This window comes from Paenibacillus sp. XY044 (genome assembly GCF_002257645.1).
Lineage (GTDB): Bacteria > Bacillota > Bacilli > Paenibacillales > Paenibacillaceae > Paenibacillus_AQ.
Genome location: NZ_NQMO01000001.1, coordinates 383,360 through 409,325, shown reverse-complemented (window position 1 = coordinate 409,325; position 25,966 = coordinate 383,360). Strand labels below are relative to the sequence as shown.

Below are 25,966 nucleotides of genomic sequence, written 5' to 3'. Positions count from 1 at the left end.
CGACAAAAAAATCAGGCCAAGCAGCCGGTTTGGTGCTTCTCCTCCGTTAAGGGGAAGCAACTCGAACCGCTGACGCCTGATTTTTTTTGCCTATATGCATATCTTTCATTTAGGCACCCATTTCCGGATGAGCTGATTGGTCACTTCCGACAGCAGCAGGCCAAGGGCGATCGCGCCCGAAATCATAAACGCCTCGGCTCCCAGCTGGACGGCTTGGTCATATTGGTTCTCGACCGCGTTGCGCATCGCGTCATAAGCCGTTCCTCCGGGGACAAGCGGAATGATACCCGATACGCTGAACACGATGATCGGGGTGCGGTACCTTTTGGCAAACAAATGGCTGATCACCGTTACGAAATAACTGGCGACCACGGTGGCCGTAATCCGCAGCACGTGCATATCCTGAAGCCATATATACAGCAGCCAGCCGACCATTCCGGCAAATCCGCACTGCAGCAGCGCCTTTTTCGGCGCATTGAAGAGCATGCCGAACGCAGCGGATGCGATGAAGCTCGTGATAAGCTGTTCAATGTACATGCGGCACCCTCCTTATTGAAATGACAGCATAAACGCGATACCCGCCCCGATGGCGAAAGAGGTGATGAATGCTTCTGCCCCCTTCGACAAGCCGGAAACAAGGTGGCCTGCCATCAAATCGCGGATTGCGTTAGTAATCAGCAGTCCCGGTACGAGCGGCATGACCGAGCTGATGACGATAATGTCCAGGTTCCGCCCAAAGCCGAATTTGACGAACAGGACTGCGCACAGGCCGATCGCCAGCGCGCCCGAAAACTCGGCGAAGAACTTGACCGGGATCATCCGCTGCAGCAGCAGTGTGCAATAGTATCCGAGACCTCCGGCTGCGGCCGCAGGCAGGAAATCCGGCCATATCCCGCGGAACATGATCAGAAAGCATCCGCTGGCCAGAGCCGCCATCAGCAATCGCAGCCACAGCGGATAGATATCGCCTGTCCGCTGAATGTTCTCCAGCTCCCGGCGCGCTTCAGCGATCGTCAGTTCCCCATTACTGATGCGCCGGGATACGCTGTTCACACGGTCGATTTTATGCAAATTCGTCGTCCGGTCCGAAATCCGGTTCAGCCTTGTGATCGGCTGCGGATCCTCCATGGAAAAAATGAGTCCCGTAGGCGTCATGTAACTATGCGTTTTATCCACGCCAAAAGAAGCGGCAATCCGGACCATGGTGTCCTCCACCCGGTACGTCTCCGCTCCGCTTTGCAGCATGATCTGCCCGGCCAGCAGGCATACTTTCATGATCTCGTGCTCTCTCTGCACCAAGTCTTCCAAAGCTCTTCCTCCCGTATGTGCGATAAGACTGTGTTAATAACAGTATAATCGGTTTACCGGACAAAAACACGGACAAGCGTCACGCTTCTGAGAGCAGCGGGATCATCCGAAATAAGAGCACACCAGCCTCCGGTTAGTACGGCTTGGATCCGATATACAGCAAATGAGAGGAAGTACCCAGAATATAAGGATCTTCCGCAGCCTCCATGACACGGTCCAGGAACCGCTGAAATTCCTCCGGACCGCGGCCCCGCCAATACGCCCACTGCTCTTCGCTCATAGACTGCACCACACTCCCCGACGCGAGCAGGCGAATACTGCCGAAGCCATGCTGCTCCATGAAGGGGCAAATCTCTCCAATCGGAAAATAATACGCTCCCGTAAACCGGCCTTCATCGCTGTGATTGAATATGCCCGTTCTCATAAACTCATCAATGCCGTCCATCGTATGATTTGGCTTCCAGGACTGCGGATGCTGCAGCGAATTGATCAGATGCCTCGTCCGGGTCATGAAGGCGACAAATACGCGGCCGCCGGGTTTTGTCACCCGGAACAGTTCGCGGGCAGCCTGATGCCGGTCCTCCTCCTGCTGAAGATGGTACAGCGGGCCAAGCATCAAAGCGGCGTCAAACCGCCCATCTTCAAATCTCCCGAGATCTCTTGCATCGGCCACGTGTATCCCTTGAAACCGTGCCTCCAGGCGATGCTGCTTCACCTTGTCGGCAGCAACGCCGACGAGGTGCGGGGACAGATCGGTTAAAGTCACGTCATAGCCCTCCTGCGCCAGCGCAATCGCATATTTCCCCGGTCCCGCCCCGTTGTCGAGCACACGCGAACCCGGTTTCAAATACCGCTTGATGAAATGCAGGTTTACCATAAATTCGACCGGCTCCCGGTCCAGCCTTCCCCATTCATCAAACTGATTATAGTAATCGATGATGCTGCTCATCCTTCCGCCTCCTTTTTTGAATACCCGGTTCTCCGTGCTTCAAATCGTTTCCCAGCCCAGACCGGTTTCCTGTACCGGCTGCCCGCCGATGCTAAGCGATTTATCGAAAACAGGTCTGCCGCCCATTTTTATGTAGAACTGGCGCGCCGGATTATCCTTCAGCACCCACACGTACATGGAAGCGAAGCCGGTCTCCCGGAACGCTGCGGTCAGCGTGTCCACCAGCCTTCTCCCGAGTCCCCTTCCCTGATGCTCCTGAAGCAAATACAGCGCATAGATTTCCGCATCATACCCGGCTTCTTCTTCACGGCAGGCTCCCCCTTGGATAAACCCGCACACCCGTCCGTCTTCATCCTCGGAAACGAATGTCCAAAAGCCAACGTCCTCCCGGCTTAAGAGCTGCTTCCACCGCTCCAGCCGGCTCTCTACCGTCAGCTGATCCAGATAGGAGTCAGCGATCAGGCCTCTGTAGGTTGTTTTCCAGCTTTCCACATGGACCGCTGCAAGCGCCGGGTAATCCTCAACAACCGCCTGTCTGATGTTCATTTCTGAAAATCTCCTCTTCGCAAAACATGCTTTCCCCTGCATCAATCCCTCGCAAGAGATGAGGGTTATTGTAAAAAACTTGATAGCCTTCCGACATGCGATTATAATAAAAAAAGAACAAGAACACATGTTCCTGTTCTTCCTTTTCAATATATGCATACAAACCAGCAACGATGGAGGAGATGAAACAATGAATCCCTGCTGCCAAAGCGCAATGCATCATATAAACGTGGCCATCCGTTCCATTCTCGAGATGATGGACGGTCTGGATGAAGGCGACCTGCCCAAGCGCCCGACCCCCGGCAAATTTTCTGTAGGCGAGCTGCTGGAGCATATCGCTATGCTGCCTCTGGCCGATTCGATCATTTCGGACGGTGCCTCACAGCAAGAGATGGCTGCGTTTTACAGCAGTACGTCGTATTCCACGAGTGCACGCATCCGCCAAGCTTTAAAGGGTAACTATGAATCCCTTTTTCAGAAATACGACCAGTTGACGGAGCACCAACTTCAGGAAGAGGTTTCCTCGTACTGGGGGGCATCCTACACTCGGTTCGGCTGGCTGCTGGAAATTGTGGCGCATCTATACCATCACCGGGGCCAGCTTCATTCCATGCTCGTCCACGATCTGGGGCATGATCCGCGCGTTTCTTTGTTTGAGTAATATACCGCTTCCGTTCGGCTAACGAGTCGAAGCACAATGCTCCTCCTCATTTCGTTGTGGGGCCATCCTTTCAAGATGGCGCCTGCAAGGTGACTTGTTCAAAATGTTCAACGACCGGGAAAGGGTCGTAATAGTGGTGCAGCAGCCCTTTCCACCGGGCATAGGATTCGGACTGCCTGAATCCCACCGTGTGGTCCTCAAGCGTTTCCCACTTCACGAGAAGGAGGTATCTGTCTGGGACCTCCATACAGCGCTGAAGCTCATGTCCGATGTACCCTTGCATGGCCGATATAATGGCCGAAGCCTCCCGGAAGGCATGCTCAAATGCATCCCCCTGACCCGGCTTCACCTGCAGCATCGCAGCTTCCAGAATCATAAATCTTCCTCCCAACGGATCATCATGAAATATCAAGATCAAGGACAAGTTCCCCATTGATAAATTGACCGGTCTCTTCAAAACCGAATCCTTTGTACAGCCGGTTTGCAACCGTATTGTCGGGAACATGCGAAATTCTGATTACGGTACATGCCGGATGTTCTCGTTGCTTGCGAAGTACAGCGGATAATCCTGCTTTGCCGTAACCTCTGCCCTGATAATTCCGGTCGATCATGAACCTGACGATCCAGAAGCAGCCGTCGTCCGGATAAGGTTCCTCATCGAACAATGCGAATCCTACCATCGTATCACCTGCGTAAATCGCATAGGGATTGCAGGTTTTCTCCTCGACCGCCTTTTGCAATGAATTTAGATTCGAGGCCACAAATCTCAGCTGGTCATCCCCGGGGCGAAGCTCAATGCACTGCTGGCGGATATCGTCCTTAACGGGTTTTAAATATACATGATCCATACAACCGCCCCCTGCCTACAGTTTCTTGACGGATTCTGCAATCGTGATCTGATTCTCCTGATCCCATACATCATGGATTTCAAACGTTCCCTCCTCGAAGAAGAGCGGAAACCTCTTGCGGAACCAGGGCTGCATCGGCAGCCCCAGCGCTTCTTCTATCGTCACCCAGCGGAGCTCACCTTCCGGTGGATCAGGAAGGAGTTCTCCCTCGTAGGCGTTGGCGACGTAATTGAACACCATGTAGCGGAAATTTTTCACCGGATCGGCAAACTCATCGATTCCTTTAAACTCCAGATCCTTTACCCGTAGCCCGGTCTCCTCCCACACCTCGCGGATCGCCCCGTCTGAGAGACTCTCGGGGAATTCCACCTTGCCTCCGGGGCCGATATATCCGGGAAATCCTCGGCTATCAGGGCGATTCAGAAGCAGAACCCGGTCGCCGTCCCGTACCAGACACATCGTGTACAGCGCGACCTCCACGGCTGCTGTTTTGGTAGTCTTCATTCCTTGCACTCCTTGTTTTCTATTTAACCCTTCCTCATTCGTTCCGGAATATAATATTCTGCGTCATTTCCGGGGCGATGTCGTAGGCTGCCTCAAATCCCTGAGCCTTGATGGCTTGTTTGGATACTTGTTTTAGCGTAACCGACCCCATAAACTCCGTTTGGAACAGAGACGGGCTGACTGTCACGCTATCTTCATTCGCCCATCGGGCCGTAAGATCCCCGAGCCCGGCAATCTCCGTCTCAATCCCTTCGCGGTACCATGGATGCTCCTCATCCTTGGACGCGCCCGGCTCATTGAGACATACGTACAGCGACAGACTGTCGCAAAGCTTCAGTAAATTGAAATGGCGTTCTACCCGCTTGGCGTCCAATCCGCTCAGCTGATGATGAATCCTTTCCTGCCGAAGGAGCTCCTCTTTGTAGAACCGGGCAGTTTCCGCCTCGTTGGCATAGCGGATCTGCTGGAACGACGCATAATGCATGCTGCAGAGCAGACCTGCATACGGGTCCATCGCCTCTGCTTCATCGAGGCCGGTACGGTACGAAGACAGCTTGGGTCCGAGCGGATAGTTGATAAAGGAATACGGGCTGTCGCTCTCTTGATCCCATAGCGGACTATGGTCTAAATATCTCCAGCCGCGATCATGCTGAGTGATGGCCAGTGCCGCGGCTTCGCGGTCCACCCCTGGCGGCAGCCACGCCGGCAATAAATGCTCTGCAATCTGTCCCGACAACTGGGCATGATCATGCTGGCGGATCAGGACGAAGCTATCTTGGCGTTCTCGGATAATCATTCAAACTCACCCTCCATCCGTTGACGTTTTTACTAATATTAACTTTTCCCAAATCATTTTCCCAGCAAAAATTACATTTTAGATCGACCATCTCCTATTGGTTTGCTCCTGCCGCAGAAAAAAACCTCCAACCGGAAAATTCCGGCCAGAGGCTCAAGTTAACATGGGGATGGGCAAAAGCTGGTGCAGAAGTGGTAATACGGATTAGAAATCAGAGGTAGCGATTTGAATCGTACCAAATGCCGTACCGGCAGCCGTAGTCAGCAGAGCGGCGACGAGCAGGCGGTCCACCGACAGCGTCAAACTGTTTGCAGCCGTGATCGTATACGTGACAACAGGCGCGTTGACACGGGTAATGACAAGTTGTACCGGATTGACTGACGTGTTGTTTACCGTGACCGCAGCGTTGATTCCGCCGGCAAGATTTTCATAGAAAGATTGACCCACGCCTGCAGCCAGCGAGAAGAACTGCTCTGGTAACAAAATAGCCATGTGACATGACCTCCTTTACCATTTGATAGATTATCTTATGCCTGAAATCTATCAATGCAACGATACCTGCCGCTAGATTGCAACATATTTTAATAGATATCCCCTGCCGTGCTGAGGCTGTCCGGACCGCTTCCTGCCGAACTATTCTTTATTCAAATCCAGACGGAGCCGGATCATATCCTGCACCTGGATTCCTTCTTCATAGAGTACTTCCTCGTAATGTCGGATAAAAAAGCCTGCGTCCACGCCCACGATCCGAAAACCGCAGCGTTGATAGAGTTTCAATTGAAGAAAGCTGGAGTTGGCCGTACCGATTTCCACCGCATGCGCGCCCAGCCTCCTGGCTTCCTCAATCGCGCTTTCGACCAGCATTTTGCCGATCCCTCTGCCCTGCAGATCTTCCCGCACCGCAATATTGACGATTTCGACTGTCTTCGGATGCGTATCAATCAGTACATACTCTCCCGCCACTTCACCGTTCGTGTAAGCTCCGTAGCCTCTGCCCCTGGCGACGTAATCATCAACCATCTCTTTGGATGGATCTGCAAGCAGCAGCAGGTCATAGGGAATAGCCTCGCCGGGTCCCCATGGTTGAATCGTTAGCTTCATCTCGTAACCACCTCTTTCGGTATCATGGATTAGCCTCTATTTTGGTACATGCCTTATGTAAAGTTTTCCTTTCCACCCTGAAAGCCGCTTGCTACAATAGAGAAGCTAATGAATCAGGACGGAGGATTAATTAAACCATGCGGCTACTGCATCAGGTCTCGTCAGAATGGAATCGCTTCAACCGGAATATCCGGCTTTTTTTTCTTGCCAATTTGTTGTATCAGATCGGTACAGGCATGTTCTCGGTGCTTTACAATCTTTACGTGCAAGCGCTGGGTTATCCCGATACGATGAACGGAACCTTGGTGAGCGTACAGTCGTTTGCAACGGCACTTATTTTCATACCGATCGGGCTGCTAGGGGACCGTACAAGCCATAAACTGCTGTTAATGACCGGTGCTTTGTTTACGGGCCTGAGCTTCATGGGCAGGTCGCTCGCCAGCGGTGAATCCGCGCTGATCCTCTTGTCTGCTGCCGCCGGCCTGTTTGCCGCCTTCTTTCAAGTGATCGCCGTCCCGTTCCTGGCCGGAAATTCGGATAAGAAACAGCGGTTGAAGCTGTTCAGCTATCACTTCTCTCTCGTGCTGGCCGCCCAGGTCATCGGAAGCAGCGGCGGCGGTTACCTGGCCGATTTGCTTCAATCCGCCGGCTGGAGCAAAATTCAGAGCCTGCAAGCGGTTCTGTTCGCCGGGGGAGCGGCCAGCGTACTTGCGTTTGTGCCGCTGATGCTCGTCCGGAAAAGTCCGGCTGTCCAAAAAGATCCTTCGGCAGCTCTACCCGAATCTGCTCCATCCCATCCGGCCCGGACTACGTCCCGGGAGGATTGGAGCGCCATCGCCAAATTTACGCTGGCCCAGCTGATTGTCGGGCTGGGCTCGGGGCTGGTGGTGCCCTATCTCAATCTGTACTTTACAAACCGCTTTGCCGTTTCCCTTACGGCGGTCGGTATCCTGATCTCACTGGGCCAGATTATGACCATCGTGTCGATGCTGATCGGTCCGTCGCTGGCAAGCCGCGTCGGCCCGGTGAAGGCCGTGGTGCTTTTTCAAATGATGTCCCTGCCTTTTCTGCTGCTGACCGGTTTCACCAACCTGTTCGCAATCGCCTGCATCAGCTTCCTCTTCCGGCAGGCACTGATGAATGCGGCCAATCCGATCCAGTCCTCGATTACCGTCGACCGTGTATCCGATGCCCGCAGAGGAATCGCCAACTCGATGACGCAGACTGCGTTCATGCTCGGCTGGGCCACGATGGGGCCTGTCCAGTCCCATTTACTTACCGTATACGGGACGTATTGGGGTTATGCGCTGACTTTCAGCATGACCGGAATTTTATATATCAGCGCATCGGCTATCTATTACTTCATGTTCAATGAGCGCAAGCGGAAAACCGCGTCCCCGCAGGCTGTCAAGCAGAACGCTCCAGCCTGAATATCTAAGCAGTTCATCCTGCAGGAACATTCCAGTTGTATTACCGGATACTCAAGACCGAAAGAGCGGACCGGTAAATAACGGAATGAGCTCCTGCAGTTTGTTTATGGTCAACGTTCCCTCCGGTAAGATGGCATCTGCATCAGAAGTCGCCGTGAGCAGCAGTACGGGGCGCAGGCCCGCGGCGGCGGCGCCTTGTGCATCCTTCTCCGGATGGTCGCCAACAAACCAGCAGTTCTCCGGGCGGGCCTGTAGTCTGCCCAGCGCCATTTCGTAAATTCGCCGGTCGGGCTTCTTGACCCCCGCTTCTTCCGAGACGATAACCACATCGAAATAGTTTCTCAGCTGTACCCGGTCAAGCTTGGCATACTGGGTTCTGGCCGAGCCGTTGGTGACGCACCCGATCCTTACGCCTATGCTGCTCAGCTCCCGCAATACGTCTTCCGCTCCATCCATAGCGACCGTGCAGCCAGGAAACTCAGCGAACCAATAAGCGAGAAGATCTTCTGCGGTCGTCTTCTCATCCTTCATTGGCAGCGTCCGCCTCATTTCCTCATACAGTTCCTTCTTCTCCCGATAGCCATTCCGATCTGCGGAGCGCAGCCGTTCCATCAGCTTCAGGTGATGCTCGGAGTTTTGCGCTGCAGCAAATCTGTCGATAAATTTTTGCAAAAACTGCTCAAACGCTTCTTTACGGTTCACCAGCGTATTATCCAAATCGAATAGTACCGCTTCCATGTTCCTACTCCCCCTAGTTAAAAAACCGGAAATGGTTCCATTGCGTTTTGATTTGGTCAAACTTCTTCCGCACCGCTCCTCTGTGATCGGGCAGCAGAGGAACTTGGGCCATGGCCGCAATCCGCTCTGCGACCTGGCTGACCGGCAGATGAACGGTATCGATATGCTCCCGGAAAATGTCTTGGGACAAACCTTCAATACAGCGCTCAGCTTGCTGTGCCCCCCATGAGTTTGATCGTTCCCCCCGGCTTTTCAAGCGCTCCAGGATGACTTCGCGCGGAGCGCATAACGCAAAATGCTTTACCGAAACGCCGTCAGTACGCAGCCGGCCGACGATCTCGTCAAAATAAACCGGATCAACCACGGTCATCGGAGCGATAACCGTTCCGTCGTATTCGCCTGCGATGTGCTTCAGCATAGCATAGTTGAAATCCCGCCATAACGGATACTCCTGAAAATCGGATTTCTTGATGCTGGGTGGAATATTTTTGCGGATATAATACCCGGCATTCTCGGGATCGTACACGAACGAATCCGGTATCCGGCGATGAAGCTCAAAGGCGGTCTGGGTTTTTCCTGCGCCAAAGGCGCCGTTTATCCATAGGATCATCGATCATCCCTCAACTTTAACGATATTTTGGCAGATCTCTTTCCCATTTCCCATCCATTATACACCAAAAAACCGGCGGAGCTTGCCGCCGGCTTTTCCCTTTACATATGCAACCTTCCCGGCAAAACCGGAAGAGGCTGATCGTGATACGATACTGCGCAATCTTTACTTATCCTGTAAACTCCTGCACCCACTCGTTATTGTAAAAAGCGACCCCGATATGGGTGTAACTTTTATTCAGGATGTTGGCTTTATGTCCCGGACTGTTCATCCAGTCCTGCATCACCTGCTGAGGGGTGGTCTGCCCGTTGGCGATATTCTCTCCGGCCGAGTTATACGTAATTCCGTATTCCTTCATCATGTCGAAAGGAGACCCGTGAGTCGGGGAGTTATGGTCAAAATACTTGTTGTCATACATGTCTTTGGCTTTGTCCATCGCCATGTTGGAAAGTTTGGAATCCATGCTGAGCGCATCCATACCTGCTTTGGAGCGTTCCTGATTCACCAGATCCAGCACCTGTTGAGCGTAAGCCGAAGCGTCACCCTTCGCAGGAGCCTGCTCGTTATTCGTTCCCGATGGAGCCTGGTTCCCGGTTCCCGCAGAAGGAGTCTGGTTTTGTGGGGTTCCCGCAGGTACCTTACTGGTCGGCGTTCCCGTTGGCGTACCAGTTGGCGTACCCGTTGGTGTTCCTGTTGGCGTTCCCACCGGGGTCGTTGGCACCCCTGCCGGAGCGCCAGTCCGCGTCCCGGATGGCGTTCCCGCGGGCTGCTGCGGCGCAGTACCCGGTGCCGCTCCTGGCTGCTGAATCAGATTAAGCAAATCCGAGGTCAGGTCGTTCGGCTTGACTTGTTTGACGGTCAAATGGGATCTGCCGCCTCTGTCCGTAGACGTTGATGAGGCTGAAGTGACAATTCGGGTCGGAGCCGCTTGATGGACATGCCCTGCACGGTTCGTCTGCTTGGTGGTCACCTGCTGGCGCGCCGTTGAAGCGCCGTGATCCGCGCAGCCTGTAATCAATATCAGAACGGCGAACATAACGATTTTTTTCATATGACGAGTGCTGCCTCCCTAGACGGTTGAATGTAAGATACCGACTTAATTTTTCCGCATCAAGGGGGATTTATACCGGCAAAGTATGCTTATTCGGCGTATGGGTATAGTAACTAAAATATAATGATTATTCCAGCGGAGAAAACCTGACATGAATTCAACGAACCAGAACCCAACAAACATCGATCCGAATCTGCCGCTCAGCCGTCATCTGGTACACAATGAGCACATGCTAAAAACGATGTTCGAGCGCTGCTCGGACATCGTTTTCCGGGATGTTACCCTGCAAGGGAACACCAAGCTGCTGCTTATTTACGTAGACGGCATGATTGACAAGGATATCATACAGTCTGTCATCCTAAAGCCGCTAATGTACGATGGAATCCCCCAGGGGATCGGCCCCATAGACAGCATTGCGCAAATGTGTGATCAGCAACTGTTCGCGGTTCTGCAAACCGAGAAGGTCCATACGTTTCAGGATGCGGCAGATCATATTTTAAAAGGTTACTTGGCCATTCTGGCAGACGGGGAGGCTTCTGTCCTCCTGACAAATGTCTCCCAATATGAAACAAGATCGATCGAGGAGCCGTCCACGGAAGCATCGCTGCGCGGCACCCGGGAGAGCTTCACCGAATCGCTGCGGACGAACACGACAATGCTGCGCAGAATCATCGTCTCGCCCAACCTGAAGATGGAATCCTTTCAAATCGGAAAGCTGACCCATACCGAGGTCGTTCTTGCCTATATTGAAGGCATTGTTTCTACTTCGATGCTGGATGAGATTCGCTCAAGAGTTCAGCATATCGATCTTCAAGGCGTGTTGGAATCAGGCTACATCGAGGAATCCATTGAGGATACTCACTTCTCCCCTTTTCCGCAAATGTTGAGCAGCGAGCGGCCGGATGTCGTATCCGCGGGACTGATGGAGGGGCGTGTAGGTGTATTGGTTAGCGGGTCGCCGATCACCCTGATCGTACCGATGACGTTCTGGGACGGCTTGCAGGCACCCGACGATTATTACGAACGGTTTATGTATGTCACCATGAATCGGTGGATCCGTTATTTGTTTGCCCTGTTTGCCATCCTGTTTCCGTCGGTTTACATTGCACTAACCACTTTCCATCCGGAAATGGTCCCTCCCAAGCTGATGCTAAGCATTACGGGACTAAGGGAACAGGCTCCTTTTCCGACCGTCATCGAAGTATTTATTATGGAATTTATGTTTGAAGGACTACGGGAAGCGGGGATCCGGCTGCCCCAGCAAATCGGTCCGCTCGTCAGCATCGTCGGGGCTTTGGTCATTGGACAGGCCGCGGTACAGGCCGGGATCATCTCGGCGCCGATCGTCATCGTCGTATCCGCCGCCGGCATATCGTCGTTCGTGATTCCCCGCTACCGGTTCGGCTACCCCATGCGGATGCTGCGCTTCCCGCTGCTTGTGTTATCCGGAATCTTCGGACTTTTCGGCACCGCGATCGGCATGATCGCCATCTTGTCCCATCTGATCCGTCTCAGTCCATTCGGATCGCCCTATCTTCAGCCCCTTGCTCCAACCAGGAAAAGCCGGCTGAAAAATGTATTATTACGTTGGCCCAGAAAACGAACGAGTAAGTCGTGAACTTGATGGATAAGGCGGAAGATACCTATGAAAAAAATCTTGCTCATGTTCTGCTTATTGTTCCTCGCGGCTGCAACCACCGGCTGCTGGAATCTGAAGGAATCCAACCAGCGTGCTTTTATTATCGGCGTCGGAATGGACATGACCGAGGACAGGAAGTTGGAGATTAGTTCCGAAATTGCCGTACCCGCGGGTTTGGGCAGCAGCCAGGTTACAGGTGCGGGCAAGAAAAACACATTTACGGTCGTGAGTGCGAAAGGAAAGGATTTTATGGATGCCGGGCAGCATTTGCAGGCTGAGCTGTCACGCTCCTTGTTTTATGCTCATCGCCAAACGATCCTGATCGGTCAGCATATGGCCGAAGAGGGACTGGATAAGTATCTCGACATGATCTTTCGCAACCCCAAATCGGAATTGCGTTCCGTCATCCTTGTGGTCAAGGATGGAACGGCGAAAGAAGTTATCCGCGCCGAGCCTACATTTGACCCTTTTATTAGTACGACACTCGGCAGTCAGCAAGCTGCACTTGGTATGAAGCCCTACTACTATCGGATGTTATTATGCGATGCCTTCAGCGAAGGAACCCAGCCGATCGTGCCTGCCATCACAGCCGATCCTTCCACAGGTTACGTGTACGCCGGCTCGGCCATCCTGGATAAAGACCATGGCCTTAAACTCGTCGGTTACCTCGATAAGGAGGAATCGGTGTACGATAACTGGATGATGGGTAAGCAAAAAAACCTCACGGTCACCACTTCCATCGGAAATAGGAACGAGACGATCAGTTTAGTTGTACAATCCCTAAAGCACCGCACGCAAATTAAAATGGTTAAGTATCAGCCCCAGATTCATATATCGCTTCATGGCACCGGCAGCATTGTCGAAAACAATTCGTCGCTCGATCCTTCCAAGGAAGCTGATCTCAAAACGATTCAAAACAAGCTGAGCCAGGAAGCGGAGGATACAGTCCATAAACTGATCGATAAGGCCCAGCACCAATATAAACTCGATATTTTTGGAATCGGGGAACATATGCACCGGCAGCACCCGCGGGAATGGAAAACGCTCAAACCGCATTGGCACGAAACGTTCCCCGAACTGCCGATCACCGTTTCGGTTCAACTCCGGTACAGGGATCCGGGTCAAACCAACTCTTCATTGTAAGAACATCAATTAACTAGAGGAAACACATTCGCGGAAAGGAGCTGGAGCTATGAAGCTGACCGGATCGCAAATATTTTGGACCGTAAGCACATTGGAAGTCGTCATGGCTGTCTGGTTGAGAGTGTCGCCAGCCATCGAAACGGCCAAGCAGGACGCCTGGATATCCATCATCATTGCGTGCTTTATCGGGTTAGCCATCACGTATCTGGTCACGCATGTCAGCCTTCTCCATCCTGGTGAAACCTTGACGCAATTCAGCCGCAAGCTGCTTGGCGGCTGGATCGGAAGAATCGTCATCCTTCCTTATTTTGTGGCCTGGCTCATTTTGTCGGGTGATGTTCTCCGCTCCTTTACCGATTTTATCCATCTGACGATCCTTGACCGGACCCCCATCTGGATTCTCATGGTCATGATGCTGGCTTTGGCCGTGTATCTGACCGGCATCAGCGGGATTACCGGCATCGGCCGGTTTTGCGAACTGGCAGGACCCGTGACGCTCATTACGCTGATCCTCACCTTTCTGTTGAACGTCACTAACGCGAAGCTGCTCCACATCCTACCGGTCGTCGGCGATTCAAGCTGGCAGCAGATTTTCAAGGCGTCGCTGCCGCCCGCTTCTTTTTTCGGGGAATCGTTTATGCTGCTGGTTCTTCTCTCGTTTATATCCAGTAATAAAAAAATCATGGCCAAAGCTCTGTCGAGCGTCGCTTTCACCGCTGTGATGGTACTATTGGCCACGGTCATGGTACTGCTCGTGTTCGGCCCTTACGTAGGGAAAGAGCTGAGGTTCTCTTACTTTATGCTGGTACGCACAATTAACATCCTGAACTTTATTCAAAACCTCGACGTACTCGTAATCTTCATTTGGATCTTCGGTGTATTCGCCAAGATCTCCCTTTACTTGTTTATCACAAGCTATGAGATGGCCCATTGGCTGCAGGTCAAAAATTGGAAAAAGCTCATGTGGTTTTGTGCACCGGCCATCTTCATTATTGCGCTATTCATTCCGAATGAAGCCACTATATTAATACTTCAGAAGCTGTGGGAGCGGATTGTCATTCCGGTTTGCGCGATCTCCATACCGCTGTTTCTATGGGTGATGACGATCGTAAAGAGAAAAATGGCGAAAAACTAAAATTAGCCCAACCTTATTTAGAGTTTTGTTGCCGCTACGATCGGCTGATAAAAACCGGTTTGCTCGGGCATGAACCACTCCACGCGCTGGAATCCGGCCTGCTGCAAAAAGCGGCTCAGCTCGCTTCGCCGGACTGCCCTGTACACGGCTGCATAGCTTTCCGTTTTCCACGTCCCTAAATGATCCTGCACAATGAACTGTCGGGTCGTATATGTCGTTCCGTCCTCCGACCAGTCCCACACCTGGAACACGATTCTCTTTCCTTTATCCAGAATTCTGGGCTCAGTAGCGCGGGGGCGCTCCTGCACCAGGCTGTCGTAATCGCGGATCGTAATGATGGCCGCGCCGCCCGGCGCGCATTTGTTGTAAAATTGCCGGCAGGCGCTCAGCAGGTCCTCGTCCGTAAGTAAATGGGGCACCGCATTGTCGGCAGTGAAGACGACGTCAAAGGTGCCTTCAACATCCTGCTCGAGCGTCCTGAAGTCCGCCGTTCCAAATCGGATCGACAGTCCCATGGACTCCGCTTCCTGACGGGCCCGCTCCACGGAATTCGGGCTCAGGTCGGTTGCCGTCACGTCAAACCCATGCTGGGCAAGCCCTAGGCTCTGGGTTCCGATACCGCATGAGGCGTCCAACAACCGAATTGTGCCGCTTCTTTGAGGATGAAACCGGGAGCGGATCCATCCGTCCCAGAATTTCCCTTGATTAGACACCGTACGTTTCCAATCTTCGTAAATCAAATGGTATGACTCAGCCATACCGTCATAGAAATCCTGCGTAGACGGTTCCATCGATATTCCCTCCCTTAATTAATCCAGAGACGTTAAATCATAATGGATAAACTGCTCGTCCCGAACATATCCACTCTGCTCGTACAGCCGCTGCCCCTGCACATTGGTTACTGCCGTGGACAAAGACAGCCCCTTCGCCCGGGCCAGTTTGGCGTACTGCCTGGCCGCTTCAAGCAGCAGACGGGCGATCCCCTGCTTGCGGTATTCCTCACGAACATACAAATCGTTCAAAATATAGGACCGTTTCATAGAAATAGAGGAGAACACCGGATACAGCTGGGTAAACCCGGCGATCCGGCCCTGCTCCTCGGCGATCATGATGACCGATTCCCGGTGCTCCATCCGCTCGAACAAGAAGGTAGCCGCCCCTTCAACATCCGATTCCTGACCATAAAATATCCGGTATAAGTCAAAAATGTCGGCAAGCTCTTTCAGATCCTCGAGTCCCGCCTGCCGGACCGTTATGCTTTCTTTGGACATGATATGCTTCCTCCTCATACTGTATTCCTGTCCGTGATATGCCCTTTTCTTTAAGCAGGTGTCCTGTCCCCTCGGGAATTAGGCTGGGAATAGACCAAAAATTCGACCGGCTCCGCCGATCGATTCATGACCTGGTGACCCGCCCCCGGCTGTATCCTCATTCCCTGATGCGCCGATAACGTATGCACCGCACCTTCGATTTCAATATCGAGCGTACCAAACAGCACAAAGAAAAACTGCCCCGTCCGGGTATGGTAATGCCTTTGCTCGCTTGTCCCCGGCGGCATTCGCTCATGAATGATGCTTACCGTCCCTTCATCAACCAGCCGCCATCCGTCGCAATCGTTTCCCCAAACGTAATGCTCCGCGTTATCTTTGCTAATCATGCCTGGCCACCTTCCACTTGTTTGCTCATGATGTACCAACCATCGGTTCGTTCAGGATATTCATGCTCATCAACGACTTCATAACCCAGCTTACGATAGAACCGGATGTTATCTTGAAGCGACAACCTGACTCCCAGCCGGATCTCGGAATAACGGAGCTGTGCAGCGAGTTTCTCGAAATGCTTCATGATGGCCTTGCCCAATCCTCCGCCGCGTGCCTCGGGGATGACGGATAGCCTTCCGACGTACAAAAAGGAATCACGGAAGGAATACTGCGCCGATCCTACAGGCTTTTCACCGGACCAAACCAGAAGGGCTCCGCCCCCATGCTCGCTGATCTTGCTCCGAATCGTTTCGGTATCCTCCGACAAAGCGCCTGAGGGTGGATGGAGCCGGCCCCGATATTCTTCAAAAGCCAGCATCATCGTCTGGTGAACGAGCCCCAGTTCATCCGTGCTCGCGGTTCTGATTTCATAATTCACCTGGCTTGCTCCTTCCTGATTGTCCTGTCCCTCGCTTTCATCATATGTTTGCGGACGGCAAGGAAGCAATCAATAAAAATGCGGCAAGTCCCGGAGCATTGCCGCCGGAAGGTCAACCTGCCCAAACGTCCTTCACATAATTTCCTGCCGACTCGAGCCCGGCAAGCCATTTGGCTGCCTCTTCACGGCTTGCCCCGTATTTGTCCCGATAGGAGTCCATCAGCGTTTCTTCCACTTGGGGCGCCATTCGGGTACCGTCGCCGCAGATGTACAGCTTGGCCCCGGCTTCGAGCAGCGTCAGCAGCAGCTCCTCTTCCTGCTTCATGAGATGCTGGACATAGCATTTATCCGCACCCTCCACTCTGGAAAAAGCCGTATGAAGCGTCACGAGGCCGTCCTTTTCCGCCTGCTCAAACTCCTTGCGGTATAGGTAATCATGTTCTGGATTCCGGCAGCCGAAGTACAGATGGGCTTCACCCAACGCCTTTCCTCCCGCTTGCCGTACCCGTCTCGCCTGGATAAAGCCTCTGAACGGGGCTACACCTGTGCCCGGACCTACCATGATCATCGGTGTGGCTGAATCCTCCGGCAGCACAAAGCCGGATTCGGGAGACCGGACAAACATCAACACCTCAGCTCCCGGCTCGAGCGCAGCCAGATAGTTGGAGGCGATGCCGCTGTACGTTCCCCTGCCGCTCCATGCCTCTCCCCGAACTACGCCGACCGTGATGCTGGCCGTACCTCGACTGGCCATAGGCGAGCTGGAGATGGAGTAATATCGCGGCTTTAGCGCCGGCAGCAGCTCCAGGAAACGCGCAAACGGCAGCTCACAGGCTTCATATTGCTCTAGCAGATCGAGCATTGTGACTCTCTTCGCCCGAATGTCTGTTTGGAACGTCTCTTCCTCAAGCAGCGCCTCCAGCTCCCTGGCATGCGGCGGACATACCGTACTTGATGCCAACTCCCGTATTTGGGCGCGGGTGGCCGGCTCCTGCAGCTCCACGCTGCGGGACAGCAGTTCGTCCAGCCGGATCGGCACCCCTGTCTTCAGATGAGCGCTGTTATTTCCGCCCGCCGTCAGAATCAGGTGCGCCGAGCCTTCCAGCTGGAATCGGCGGAGCACCCGCCGTACCAATGGCTCTGGATTAACTGGGAGCACACCTAAATGATCCCCTTCGCGATAAGCGGTACCTTCCGGCAGCGCAATTTCGATGTGCTGCGTGACCCTTCCGCTGTCTGCATGCTGAAGATTGCAGCTGTACACGATCCGTCCGGATACGGCGTGGTAGGTCTCCGCCAGCGGAACGGCCGCCACACCCTGGACAAAGCGCAGCGACAGCGTGCTCCGCTTGGTTTCGCGGCTGGTCGCGACCGGGAGTCCTAACGCAGCCATCAAATCCGGCCATAAATGCTCCGTCCACTCGTCAACCTCCCGTTCAAAATCGCCGCTGGCATCGCTCTCCCCGCGAGGGAGAAGCCGCTTCGCCCCTTTGGCGGCCAGCTGCTCGTCAATCAGGCGCGGAATCCGCTGGTACGTGCTGGCCCAATTGTGATCTCCGCAGCCGAATACCGCGTAATTGACATCCCGGATGGCGGAATGATCGGCGGATTCCAGCCAGTCCATAAAAGCCTTCGCGTTGGAAGGAGGCTGGCCGTTATAAGAAGCCGTTACGATGATCACCGCTCCCTCCTTGGGAAGCGCGCCGGCATATTCGTCCAAGGGACCAACCTGGCTGTCAAATCCCTGGTTCCTCGCACGGTCAGCCACCTCTCTGGCAATCCCTTCAGCCGTGCCCAAATTGGAGCCGTACAGGACGAGCAGCGGCGTATGATGTTCATTTTCCGCTATTGATGCCGGCTTGGCGGATTCACTCGCAGCGGCTTCCACAGGTTCGGCGCTGCCGAAACCAGCCGGAATCGCTGCCCCCTTACGACGGCGGACACGGATCCGAAATCCTTCCGGTTTCAGCGTTAGCGTCTCTTTCACCTTGAGTTCGTAGTGGCCGGCATCCGCCAGGTCAAAATACTTCAGCACCATCCCCAGCACCAACGTGGCTTCCTGCAAGGCGAACTGCTGGCCAATGCACGCCCGCTGGCCGCTGCCGAACGGCTTATACGCATCATGGGGCACCTTGCTCGGATCCTCGAACCGCTCGGGTCTGAACGTCTCCACGTCATCTCCCCAGACACGCGCATCCCGGTGAAGTCCCGGAATGAGTACCGTTACGCTGTTTCCCTTTTGAATCGGATAGGCTCCCCCGATCATGGTGTCTTCTTTGGCGTACAGCGAGAAGGCCGGCGCGGTCGGCCATAATCGCAAGGACTCGCTAAGAACCATCCGGACATATTTGAGCTCCCGTACCTGATGATACGTCGGCACAGGGTCTTTCATGACGCGGTCCACCTCTTCCACCGCCTTGCGCAGCTTATCGGGATTATTCATCAGAAAATAGATCGCAAAGGAGAGCAGGCCGCTGGTCGTCTCATGCCCCGCTATCAGGAACGTGATCATCTGGTAGCGGATATTTTCGTGATTCAGCCGCTCCCCCGTGTCCGCATCGACGCCGTCCAGCATATGCGCAAGCAGATCATCCGCATCCCCTCCATGCGCCTTACGGTCCCGAATCAGTTCGTCGACAAGCGAAAACATCGCCTGAATATCTTCTTGAAACTGCCGCTTCTTGCGGATCATAAACATATCCTGGATGCCCAGACGATGTAGCTGGTTCATCCCTTCGTCTAGCGCCCTCACCATCGCATCGATAAAGGGGTGGTTGTTTTCCCGGTAAAAGCTGTTGAAACGGTAACTGAACCCGCACAGCCCGATCGTATCGAGCGTCAGCCGGGTCATATCGGCAGGAACGTCTACCGTTTCATCCGGATTCAGCCGCCCCCATTTTTGAATCAGCTGCATGGCGATGTCCAGCATTTTCGTATGGTAACTCTGCATGGCCCGCTGGCTGAAGCTGGACAGCAGAATGTTATGAGCTTTTTTCCAATTGGGTTCCTGGGTTGCGCTCGTAAAGAGGCCGTCACCGGCAAAAGCGCGCACGTTCTGCAGCGGAGCCCAGACCCTTTTATCAAAACGCTTCTCGTCGCAAGCGTCCTTCACATATTCATGGCCGGACACATAGAGCTCTCTGCGGCCGCCGGGATATTGGAACTGGAAGATCGGCCCGAGCTCCGAGGCGACCTTCACCAATGATTGCACCGGTGCGGCAGGATCCAGCAGAGGCAGATTGCCTAAAGGTCCGTAGGTTTTGGGTTGAGGCACTTGAATGGTTTGCGGCATGGTTATTCCCTCCATCATCCTGTTTTTTTCTCTTTAATCCAGCCCTAGCAGCGGACCAGTAAACGTTCGAAAAATACCAATTGACCAAAATAGTAATCCAGTCATTTTATAAGAAAAAAGGAGGATTTGACGGCTGCTTGGCTGCGTACGCCTGACAACGCTGTCTTATCCTACCTTTTACCCTATCATGATATGAATGTCCCGCACATCAGCCAGAGGTCCGGAATTCTCCGGCCAGGCGGCGTGCATCCTGTTACTTTTCAGCCAGAACACTGTTCAGTCATATACGACTTCCGTCCCGGCAATAAAGTCATGAATCGACCGTTTGTCTTCACGCAACCCCACCATAAAAGCACTGATGATCGCGCAGATGCCGAAGCTCAGACCATATACGAGGCCAGCCACGACGTTCCGCAGCAGCATGGTCCCAATTCCGGGAGGCTGATGATCGCTCACCTTGCGAATCCGGATGTTGCATATCCTTTTGCCCACCGTATAACCGTTCCAGATTACAGGCACGAGCAGCGTGTACAAACCGCTGATCGTATCGGAAATCCAATCCTCGTTTCCCCATTTTCCCGTAATCAGCCACACCACAATCATGATCGGCAGGCCGACGAGCAGCCCATCCACCAGCGATGCCCCAAGCCTGATCCAGAAGCCCGCATTTCGGTTCATTCCGCGTCCTCCTTTTCGCGCCCCAAGTTATTCCTCTATTGAATTCTGGCGCTTTGGTTGTACATTCTTTACTTATGCGACGGCATGGTCATTGTTTCTTCCATATGCCCCGCACTGATCGAAGGATGATATCACGGTGTTGATTCCATCAAGGTATGTGTAATACACGATTCCTTTGTCAAAAACACGCCGGCATCCCGCCTCAATCGTTCATAACCTCCCAAAACCCGCGGACTGTTACCGGGCTGCTTATTTAATGAACAACACGGAGAGAAAAAAGTTACGGGATCGCGGTCAACTTGAGGCCATGGAGTAAAAACTACAGTCCAAATTCACGCTTAATTTTGCCCGCCACCTCTTTTGCACTCAAATCCGTGTTGTTGATTCTCAAATAGTTCTCCCGCTGGATCTCTCCGTCGTATGAATTTAGCCGGTACTTTTCCATCGATCGCTTCAGCTCATTTTCGGACCACTCCGTGTTCCGTTTCGTGGGCTTATGCTGCAGCCGGTTTGGACTAAGATTGCGGGAGAGCCGCTCGCCAAGATCAGCCTCCAGTTCCACGAAATACACTTCCGCGCTTCTGGACTCGAAAATCCCGCATACCTCCTCCACGTAATCCCAATCCGCCTTCAGGTCCAGCGCCCATACAAACGTGAATATCAAGCCGGCGAGGTCGCTTTTGGCAACCTCTTCAAATATCTCCCGCCGGAACAATCCCACCAGCCGTTTCCCGGCTTCCGAGCCGTAGCTGAAAAACGGGGATACCAGCTCGATCGTCATATGGTTGTGAAAAAGCTTCAGCTCCGTTATTTTTTCGAGCTCCTGTCCGACGGTCATTTTGCCTACGGCCTGCGGTCCAAAAATAAGGATGAATTTCATCCGGTCCCCTCCTTTACAATTCGCATGGTTGTGGTGAATTCAACAGGGATGGCTCACTTTCCTTGAATACCGAGTATAGATGCAAAAGAGCACTTATACCGCCCATTTTGAGTGGAATATAGAAAAACGATGCACAAAAATAAAAGCCCCCCCGAACCCGGATTTCTGTCCATGATATTCGGAAGAGCTTTTTGCCGTTATGTTGTATGTAATGGTTTAATCGATGAAAAAGTCAGGATCCGGCCTGATCTTGCTTTTGAGCTGTCTGAGGTTATACTCCATTTTCAATACGAGATCTTCTATCACCTTCGGATCGATGGCAAAACGGTCCGGTTCCGGCCGTGAGCCTGCCTTCAAGTCGCGCAGCGTGATTTGCTGCTCCTGCCATTTATCCATCAGATCGGAAATGATCGCATAAAACCGCTCGTAATCGCTTATGACTTCATCCAGGTAGGCATCCACCTCTTCCGGATCGTAACCCCGGAGCTTGTTGCTGAACACCTTTTCATGGATGGAAAGTGCATCCAGATGAATGCCCAGCTGCTTGAACAGCTTCTTCTGTTTATCCAATCGGCGCTGCATATGTTCATCCATTGACGAATACCTCCAAATCTCTAGCCCCGCGAAGGGAGGATGTCCTGTCTTACTCCCACACCCTATATTTTTTATATCACATCCTTGGCGGGGATGAAAACCGTTCCCCGCTTTTTTGGAGAATGTTCCAAAGAAAAATGGCCATCCTATGGGATGGCACAAATTGACACGAGCGCTGAATGTGTTATTATATGAATAGATGCTCATATGTTAATATTAATGTAAGACATGAAGCAATTTCGCTTTGTATCCAAAGGAGGAGCCACTCATGGCACACGGTCATCATCACCATCATGCCCATTCATCAGCCCAACAACATACGCATTCACACTCGCATTCGCATTCGCACGCACACGGACCGGCCAACTATAACCGTGCCTTTCTGATCGGCATCGTGCTCAACACGGCTTTTGTTATTCTGGAAGCAGCTTACGGCCTGATCAGTCATTCCCTTTCCCTCGTGGCCGATGCCGGCCACAATTTAAGCGACGTGCTCGCTCTCGTATTGGCCTGGGCCGCCAGCCTGCTTAGCCGGAAGAAAGCAACGGAGCTGCGCACGTACGGTTACCGGCGCTCCTCCATCCTCGCGGCCCTCTTCAATGGCCTGTTCCTGCTCGCGGCGATCGCGCTTATCGCATGGGGCGCCATCACCCGTCTTATTCACCCGCAGCCCGTCGACGGGGTGGACGTCATCTGGGTGGCGGCGGTCGGCATCCTCATCAACGCCTTCACGGCGCTGCTGTTCGTTTCCGGGCGCCGGGGCGATCTGAACGTCCGGGGCGCGTTTCTGCATATGGCTGCGGATGCCGGGGTATCGCTCGGCGTCGTCATCGCAGGGATCGTCATTTCCGCCACTGGCTGGCTGTGGGTCGACCCGGTCGTCAGTCTCTTGATCGTGCTCGCGATCGGCATCAGCACCTGGGGGCTGCTGAAAGATTCGCTGAATATGGCCCTAGACAGCGTCCCACCGGGTACTGACATTGCGGCCATCCGGAATTATTTGACTTCCCTGCCATGGGTCAAAAGCATGCATGACCTGCATATTTGGGGCATGAGCACTACGGAAACGGCGCTGACAGCCCATCTTGTGGTGACGGAGCCCTGCAATGGCGACAATCTTCTGCAGCAGGCAGCCGCCGAGCTGCGCGAGCAATTCGGCATTGGTCATGTCACCCTGCAGCTGGAGATCGGCGATCTCCCCTGTGCCCTGGACGGGGTAGATACCGTCTAACCCGCGCAGTGACGAACAGAAACGGTATGATTGTCCCCGGCGCCTTTAGGGTAAGGAAAGAGTACAGATACCTTATTCTACTGTCAGAAGGGAGTCTTATCCATGAGTCATTTAAGCAGCGAACAGAAGCAGGAGCTCAAAGCGGCACTGCTGGAACGCAAACAGGAGCTGGAACACCATTTTCATGCGAATGGCGAGGACAATGCTCTGCTCGGCGACTCGCTCACCGAATCCACGGGCGAGCTGTCCTCTTACGATAATCACCCCGCCGATGTAGGCACGGAAGTGTTCGAACGCGGCCGGGATCTGGCCGTTAACGACACCCTGCAGGATGAGCTGGACCAGGTCATCAGCGCCCTTCAGCGCATGGACCGCGGGGAATACGGAAAATGCCTGGAATGCAGACGGGACATTCCGTTCGAGCGTCTGCAGGCGATCCCTTATACCGCCTATTGTGTCGAGCATACGCCGAATCGGGACATCAGCAGCGACCGCCCGGTCGAAGAAGAGGTGATGACCCCGCCGCCGTCCGGCGCAGGGGAGAACCGTCAGCGCCATGACGGCCGTTTTGATGACGCGGATGCTTGGGAATCCGTGGAGGAATACGGCACGTCCAATACACCGGCCATGGCCGCCAAGCGTGACGTCGCCGATTATGATGAAGGCATGTAAAGTTGTGCCGATTTCATCGGCACACACGAATCAAAGCCCCGGGGCTCTCCTTAAGAGAACCCGGGGCTTTCATTTGTTCAGAGGCTACCTCGCCTCCCTCTGAACTTGCAAATGAACGCTTATTGCAGAAAGACCTTCTTTTTCGACTCGGCCGACTTCAGGCACGCTTCCACGACCTTCATGTTCCGTACCGCATCTTCGGGAGAATAAGGAAGCGGCGTTCCGTCCAACACCGCTGCGGCAAAAGCGTCAGCTTCCAGCATAAAATGGCTCATTACACCAAATCGCTCTTCCCGCCGCTGATCGCCGATATGGACGATAATTTGGGCCGGTTCCTCGCTTTGCTCCCATCCAAATGCTACCGGCAGCTCCAACCGTCCATGGGAACCGACAATCTCCAGCGTACACCGTGGTGCCGCCCACATGCCGCAATCGAAGGTCAGTCCCACGTCGTTTGGAAACTCCACCAGGCCGGTTGCCATGACGTCCACGTGATCATGTTCCTCCGAAAACATCGCCTGAACCGACACGGCCAGCGGCTCCTCGCCGAGTATCATGCGCGCAGCCGAAATCGGGTAGCCGCTGACGTCATAGATGGCCCCGCCACCCATCGATTTTTTGTACCTCACATTTTCCTTATTTTCGATGTGATTGTACGTGAAGCAGCCGTGAAGGGCACGGATCTGGCCGATCTCGCCTTCCTCGATGATTTCCCGGACCCTGCGATGCTTCGGATGATAGCGGTACATAAACGCTTCGGAGAAAATCACCCCCGCTTCCCTGCACGCTTCGACCATTTCGGAAGCTTCTTCCGCGCTGAGCGCAGACGGCTTCTCGCACAGCACGTGCTTGCCGGCTCTCGCAGCCTTAATGGTCCATTTTTTATGCAAATGGTTGGGAAGTGGTATATAGACCGCATCAATGTCGGGATCCTTCAGCAGGTCCTCGTAGGTTCCATACGCCTTCGGTATATCAAACTGATCTGCCGTATCCTTGGCTTTGGCGTAATCCCGGCTGGCCACCGCAGCAATCTCAGCGCGTCTGGCACCTTGGACGCCGGGAATAAAAGCGCTTCTTGCGATACTGGCCGTACTTAAAACCCCAAAACGCAGCTTCTCCTGCATCCCTTACGCCCTCCTTCCCTTCCGGGTCTTATTGGTAATTGTCGTTAACCGCCTTGTGCAAAATGCCCAGACAGCGGTCCAGGTCGGTTTTGACCTGTTTTTTATACAACTTGGCCTTCTCGGCGCCGTCGTCCGTAAAATGGTACAGTACGATTTCCTGGAAATCCACCCGCGGATCGCTGCCCTTCAGCTGCTTGGTCCGGTAAAAGATCCCCTCCTGCACCAACTCGTGCAGTGCACGGTAAATTTCGCTCTGCGGCGGAGAATAGCCATAGCTTTTAAACTCCTGTCTCAGTTCTTCCAGCATCTGATAACCATATCCGCGGTGCTGCTCCACCATCGTGATCAGGTAAGCTTTAATAAATGCCCGCTGGGCAATCATAAAGGCCATGCCAGCTTCCTCGCTTTCTTCCCTATTTCCTTCATTAACCAATTTACTTCCATTATAAACGACTATTTTCCAAAAAGCATAGCATGAAGGTTTCACTTGGATGAATCCGTAGCGGTTGGGAAGGGTATCGGTTCGAATCCGTCTGCATCATCTAGGTACTTTTGGGATCAGTCTGATACGGTACATATCGTAATAGATGGAATCGTCTGAAGCAGTGTGACTCTGGCTAAATCGGGCGTTTTGGTTCGCACCCTTTTGTTACGTGCATCTCAAGGGCTAAGTACGTTGGGCATAGCAGAATTACGCTAAAGGAGCCAGACATGAACGTGCTTTTGCTATTATGAATTTTTCATATGTTGAAATAACAGCAGTAGGTGGTTGGCAAAAGAATAAGCCCAGGCTCCGCGGGCGGGCGAAACACAAGGCTTGTTGATTGGAATGATATGAGCTGCTTTTGATTAGATTTGGCAAATCGAGCATTTCGTGTTGCTGAGCATTTCGTGTTG

Annotated in this window: 30 protein-coding genes; 7 read left to right on the top strand and 23 right to left on the bottom strand. The window is 53.3% G+C overall.

The window, feature by feature from the left end; translation table 11 throughout:
• Nucleotides 1–105: 105 nt before the first annotated feature.
• From CJP46_RS01930 to CJP46_RS01915, 4 genes are all read right to left on the bottom strand, one after another.
• A complete protein-coding gene (locus CJP46_RS01930) occupies nt 106–537 on the bottom strand; it encodes a threonine/serine exporter family protein (protein WP_094593913.1) in 432 nt (143 codons plus the stop codon).
• A 12-nt stretch (nt 538–549) separates the two neighbouring features.
• Nucleotides 550–1,308 carry a threonine/serine exporter family protein gene (locus CJP46_RS01925; RefSeq protein ID WP_094593912.1) on the bottom strand — a complete coding sequence of 253 codons (759 nt, stop codon included), beginning with the start codon at nt 1,306–1,308 and terminating at the stop codon, nt 550–552.
• Nucleotides 1,309–1,441: 133 nt separating this feature from the next.
• Entirely contained in the window at nt 1,442–2,257 is an 816-nt protein-coding gene (locus CJP46_RS01920) for a class I SAM-dependent methyltransferase (RefSeq protein ID WP_094593911.1), read from the bottom strand.
• A 39-nt stretch (nt 2,258–2,296) separates the two neighbouring features.
• Nucleotides 2,297–2,803: a GNAT family N-acetyltransferase gene (locus tag CJP46_RS01915; RefSeq protein ID WP_179280991.1), complete on the bottom strand. Its 507-nt coding sequence runs from the start codon at nt 2,801–2,803 to the stop codon at nt 2,297–2,299.
• A gap of 190 nt (nt 2,804–2,993) precedes the next feature.
• Between CJP46_RS01915 and CJP46_RS01910 the strand changes: the two genes are divergently transcribed.
• Nucleotides 2,994–3,464, top strand: a complete 471-nt coding sequence (locus tag CJP46_RS01910) for a DinB family protein (RefSeq protein WP_094593909.1) — start codon at nt 2,994–2,996, stop codon at nt 3,462–3,464.
• Between the two features lie 70 nt (nt 3,465–3,534).
• Here CJP46_RS01910 and CJP46_RS01905 read toward each other — a convergent pair whose 3' ends face one another.
• The 6 genes from CJP46_RS01905 to CJP46_RS01880 all read right to left on the bottom strand — a co-directional run bounded on the left by CJP46_RS01905 (nt 3,535) and on the right by CJP46_RS01880 (nt 6,713).
• The gene (locus CJP46_RS01905) at nt 3,535–3,840 is read right to left on the bottom strand and encodes an antibiotic biosynthesis monooxygenase family protein (RefSeq protein ID WP_094593908.1); all 306 of its coding nucleotides are present in this window, start codon (nt 3,838–3,840) and stop codon (nt 3,535–3,537) included.
• 22 nt (nt 3,841–3,862) lie between these two features.
• Nucleotides 3,863–4,312, bottom strand: coding sequence for a GNAT family N-acetyltransferase (locus tag CJP46_RS01900; protein WP_094593907.1), 450 nt, complete (start codon nt 4,310–4,312; stop codon nt 3,863–3,865).
• A gap of 15 nt (nt 4,313–4,327) precedes the next feature.
• Nucleotides 4,328–4,816: an 8-oxo-dGTP diphosphatase gene (locus CJP46_RS01895; protein ID WP_094593906.1), complete on the bottom strand. Its 489-nt coding sequence runs from the start codon at nt 4,814–4,816 to the stop codon at nt 4,328–4,330.
• Between the two features lie 34 nt (nt 4,817–4,850).
• On the bottom strand, nt 4,851–5,612 hold the full coding sequence (locus CJP46_RS01890; RefSeq protein WP_094593905.1) for a DUF3891 family protein: 762 nt from the start codon (nt 5,610–5,612) through the stop codon (nt 4,851–4,853).
• Nucleotides 5,613–5,816: 204 nt separating this feature from the next.
• The gene (locus tag CJP46_RS01885) at nt 5,817–6,104 is read right to left on the bottom strand and encodes a hypothetical protein (RefSeq protein ID WP_094593904.1); all 288 of its coding nucleotides are present in this window, start codon (nt 6,102–6,104) and stop codon (nt 5,817–5,819) included.
• A 141-nt stretch (nt 6,105–6,245) separates the two neighbouring features.
• Nucleotides 6,246–6,713, bottom strand: coding sequence for a GNAT family N-acetyltransferase (locus CJP46_RS01880; protein ID WP_094593903.1), 468 nt, complete (start codon nt 6,711–6,713; stop codon nt 6,246–6,248).
• Nucleotides 6,714–6,850: 137 nt separating this feature from the next.
• Here CJP46_RS01880 and CJP46_RS01875 point away from each other — a divergent pair, with 137 nt between their 5' ends.
• A complete protein-coding gene (locus tag CJP46_RS01875) occupies nt 6,851–8,143 on the top strand; it encodes an MFS transporter (protein ID WP_094593902.1) in 1,293 nt (430 codons plus the stop codon).
• A gap of 51 nt (nt 8,144–8,194) precedes the next feature.
• Here the strand turns inward: CJP46_RS01875 and CJP46_RS01870 are convergent, their stop codons facing one another.
• The 3 genes from CJP46_RS01870 to CJP46_RS36930 all read right to left on the bottom strand — a co-directional run bounded on the left by CJP46_RS01870 (nt 8,195) and on the right by CJP46_RS36930 (nt 10,542).
• Nucleotides 8,195–8,881 carry an HAD family hydrolase gene (locus CJP46_RS01870; RefSeq protein WP_094593901.1) on the bottom strand — a complete coding sequence of 229 codons (687 nt, stop codon included), beginning with the start codon at nt 8,879–8,881 and terminating at the stop codon, nt 8,195–8,197.
• A 13-nt stretch (nt 8,882–8,894) separates the two neighbouring features.
• Nucleotides 8,895–9,491 (bottom strand): AAA family ATPase, encoded by a 597-nt coding sequence (locus tag CJP46_RS01865; RefSeq protein ID WP_094593900.1) that lies wholly within the window; start codon nt 9,489–9,491, stop codon nt 8,895–8,897.
• Nucleotides 9,492–9,660: 169 nt separating this feature from the next.
• A complete protein-coding gene (locus CJP46_RS36930) occupies nt 9,661–10,542 on the bottom strand; it encodes a CAP domain-containing protein (protein WP_256992149.1) in 882 nt (293 codons plus the stop codon).
• Between the two features lie 151 nt (nt 10,543–10,693).
• On the opposite strand from CJP46_RS36930, the gene CJP46_RS01855 reads away from it, so the two are divergent.
• The 3 genes from CJP46_RS01855 to CJP46_RS01845 are packed head-to-tail and all read left to right on the top strand — an operon-like array spanning nt 10,694 to nt 14,459.
• Nucleotides 10,694–12,160 carry a spore germination protein gene (locus CJP46_RS01855; protein ID WP_094593899.1) on the top strand — a complete coding sequence of 489 codons (1,467 nt, stop codon included), beginning with the start codon at nt 10,694–10,696 and terminating at the stop codon, nt 12,158–12,160.
• A 27-nt stretch (nt 12,161–12,187) separates the two neighbouring features.
• A complete protein-coding gene (locus CJP46_RS01850; protein ID WP_094593898.1) occupies nt 12,188–13,324 on the top strand; it encodes a Ger(x)C family spore germination protein in 1,137 nt (378 codons plus the stop codon).
• 49 nt (nt 13,325–13,373) lie between these two features.
• On the top strand, nt 13,374–14,459 hold the full coding sequence (locus tag CJP46_RS01845; RefSeq protein ID WP_094593897.1) for a GerAB/ArcD/ProY family transporter: 1,086 nt from the start codon (nt 13,374–13,376) through the stop codon (nt 14,457–14,459).
• Nucleotides 14,460–14,476: 17 nt separating this feature from the next.
• Here CJP46_RS01845 and CJP46_RS01840 read toward each other — a convergent pair whose 3' ends face one another.
• The 8 genes from CJP46_RS01840 to CJP46_RS01805 all read right to left on the bottom strand — a co-directional run bounded on the left by CJP46_RS01840 (nt 14,477) and on the right by CJP46_RS01805 (nt 22,042).
• On the bottom strand, nt 14,477–15,250 hold the full coding sequence (locus CJP46_RS01840) for a class I SAM-dependent methyltransferase (RefSeq protein WP_094593896.1): 774 nt from the start codon (nt 15,248–15,250) through the stop codon (nt 14,477–14,479).
• A gap of 18 nt (nt 15,251–15,268) precedes the next feature.
• Nucleotides 15,269–15,730 carry a GNAT family N-acetyltransferase gene (locus CJP46_RS01835; protein ID WP_179280990.1) on the bottom strand — a complete coding sequence of 154 codons (462 nt, stop codon included), beginning with the start codon at nt 15,728–15,730 and terminating at the stop codon, nt 15,269–15,271.
• A 50-nt stretch (nt 15,731–15,780) separates the two neighbouring features.
• Nucleotides 15,781–16,116: a cupin domain-containing protein gene (locus CJP46_RS01830; RefSeq protein ID WP_094593895.1), complete on the bottom strand. Its 336-nt coding sequence runs from the start codon at nt 16,114–16,116 to the stop codon at nt 15,781–15,783.
• The gene (locus tag CJP46_RS01825; RefSeq protein WP_094593894.1) at nt 16,113–16,598 is read right to left on the bottom strand and encodes a GNAT family N-acetyltransferase; all 486 of its coding nucleotides are present in this window, start codon (nt 16,596–16,598) and stop codon (nt 16,113–16,115) included. The genes CJP46_RS01830 and CJP46_RS01825 overlap by 4 nt, the downstream gene beginning before the upstream one ends.
• 112 nt (nt 16,599–16,710) lie before the next feature.
• Nucleotides 16,711–19,890, bottom strand: coding sequence for a bifunctional cytochrome P450/NADPH--P450 reductase (locus CJP46_RS01820; RefSeq protein ID WP_094593893.1), 3,180 nt, complete (start codon nt 19,888–19,890; stop codon nt 16,711–16,713).
• 276 nt (nt 19,891–20,166) lie between these two features.
• Entirely contained in the window at nt 20,167–20,568 is a 402-nt protein-coding gene (locus CJP46_RS01815; RefSeq protein WP_094593892.1) for an RDD family protein, read from the bottom strand.
• Nucleotides 20,569–20,887: 319 nt separating this feature from the next.
• On the bottom strand, nt 20,888–21,448 hold the full coding sequence (locus CJP46_RS01810; protein ID WP_094593891.1) for a DEAD/DEAH box helicase family protein: 561 nt from the start codon (nt 21,446–21,448) through the stop codon (nt 20,888–20,890).
• 216 nt (nt 21,449–21,664) lie between these two features.
• Nucleotides 21,665–22,042: a DivIVA domain-containing protein gene (locus tag CJP46_RS01805; protein WP_094593890.1), complete on the bottom strand. Its 378-nt coding sequence runs from the start codon at nt 22,040–22,042 to the stop codon at nt 21,665–21,667.
• 268 nt (nt 22,043–22,310) lie between these two features.
• Between CJP46_RS01805 and CJP46_RS01800 the strand changes: the two genes are divergently transcribed.
• On the top strand, nt 22,311–23,273 hold the full coding sequence (locus CJP46_RS01800) for a cation diffusion facilitator family transporter (protein ID WP_094593889.1): 963 nt from the start codon (nt 22,311–22,313) through the stop codon (nt 23,271–23,273).
• Nucleotides 23,274–23,375: 102 nt separating this feature from the next.
• The gene (locus tag CJP46_RS01795; RefSeq protein ID WP_094593888.1) at nt 23,376–23,945 is read left to right on the top strand and encodes a TraR/DksA C4-type zinc finger protein; all 570 of its coding nucleotides are present in this window, start codon (nt 23,376–23,378) and stop codon (nt 23,943–23,945) included.
• A 119-nt stretch (nt 23,946–24,064) separates the two neighbouring features.
• Here the strand turns inward: CJP46_RS01795 and CJP46_RS01790 are convergent, their stop codons facing one another.
• Nucleotides 24,065–25,069: a Gfo/Idh/MocA family protein gene (locus CJP46_RS01790; RefSeq protein WP_094593887.1), complete on the bottom strand. Its 1,005-nt coding sequence runs from the start codon at nt 25,067–25,069 to the stop codon at nt 24,065–24,067.
• A 28-nt stretch (nt 25,070–25,097) separates the two neighbouring features.
• The gene (locus tag CJP46_RS01785) at nt 25,098–25,460 is read right to left on the bottom strand and encodes a replication termination protein (protein ID WP_076169519.1); all 363 of its coding nucleotides are present in this window, start codon (nt 25,458–25,460) and stop codon (nt 25,098–25,100) included.
• Between the last annotated feature and the right edge of the window lie 506 nt (nt 25,461–25,966).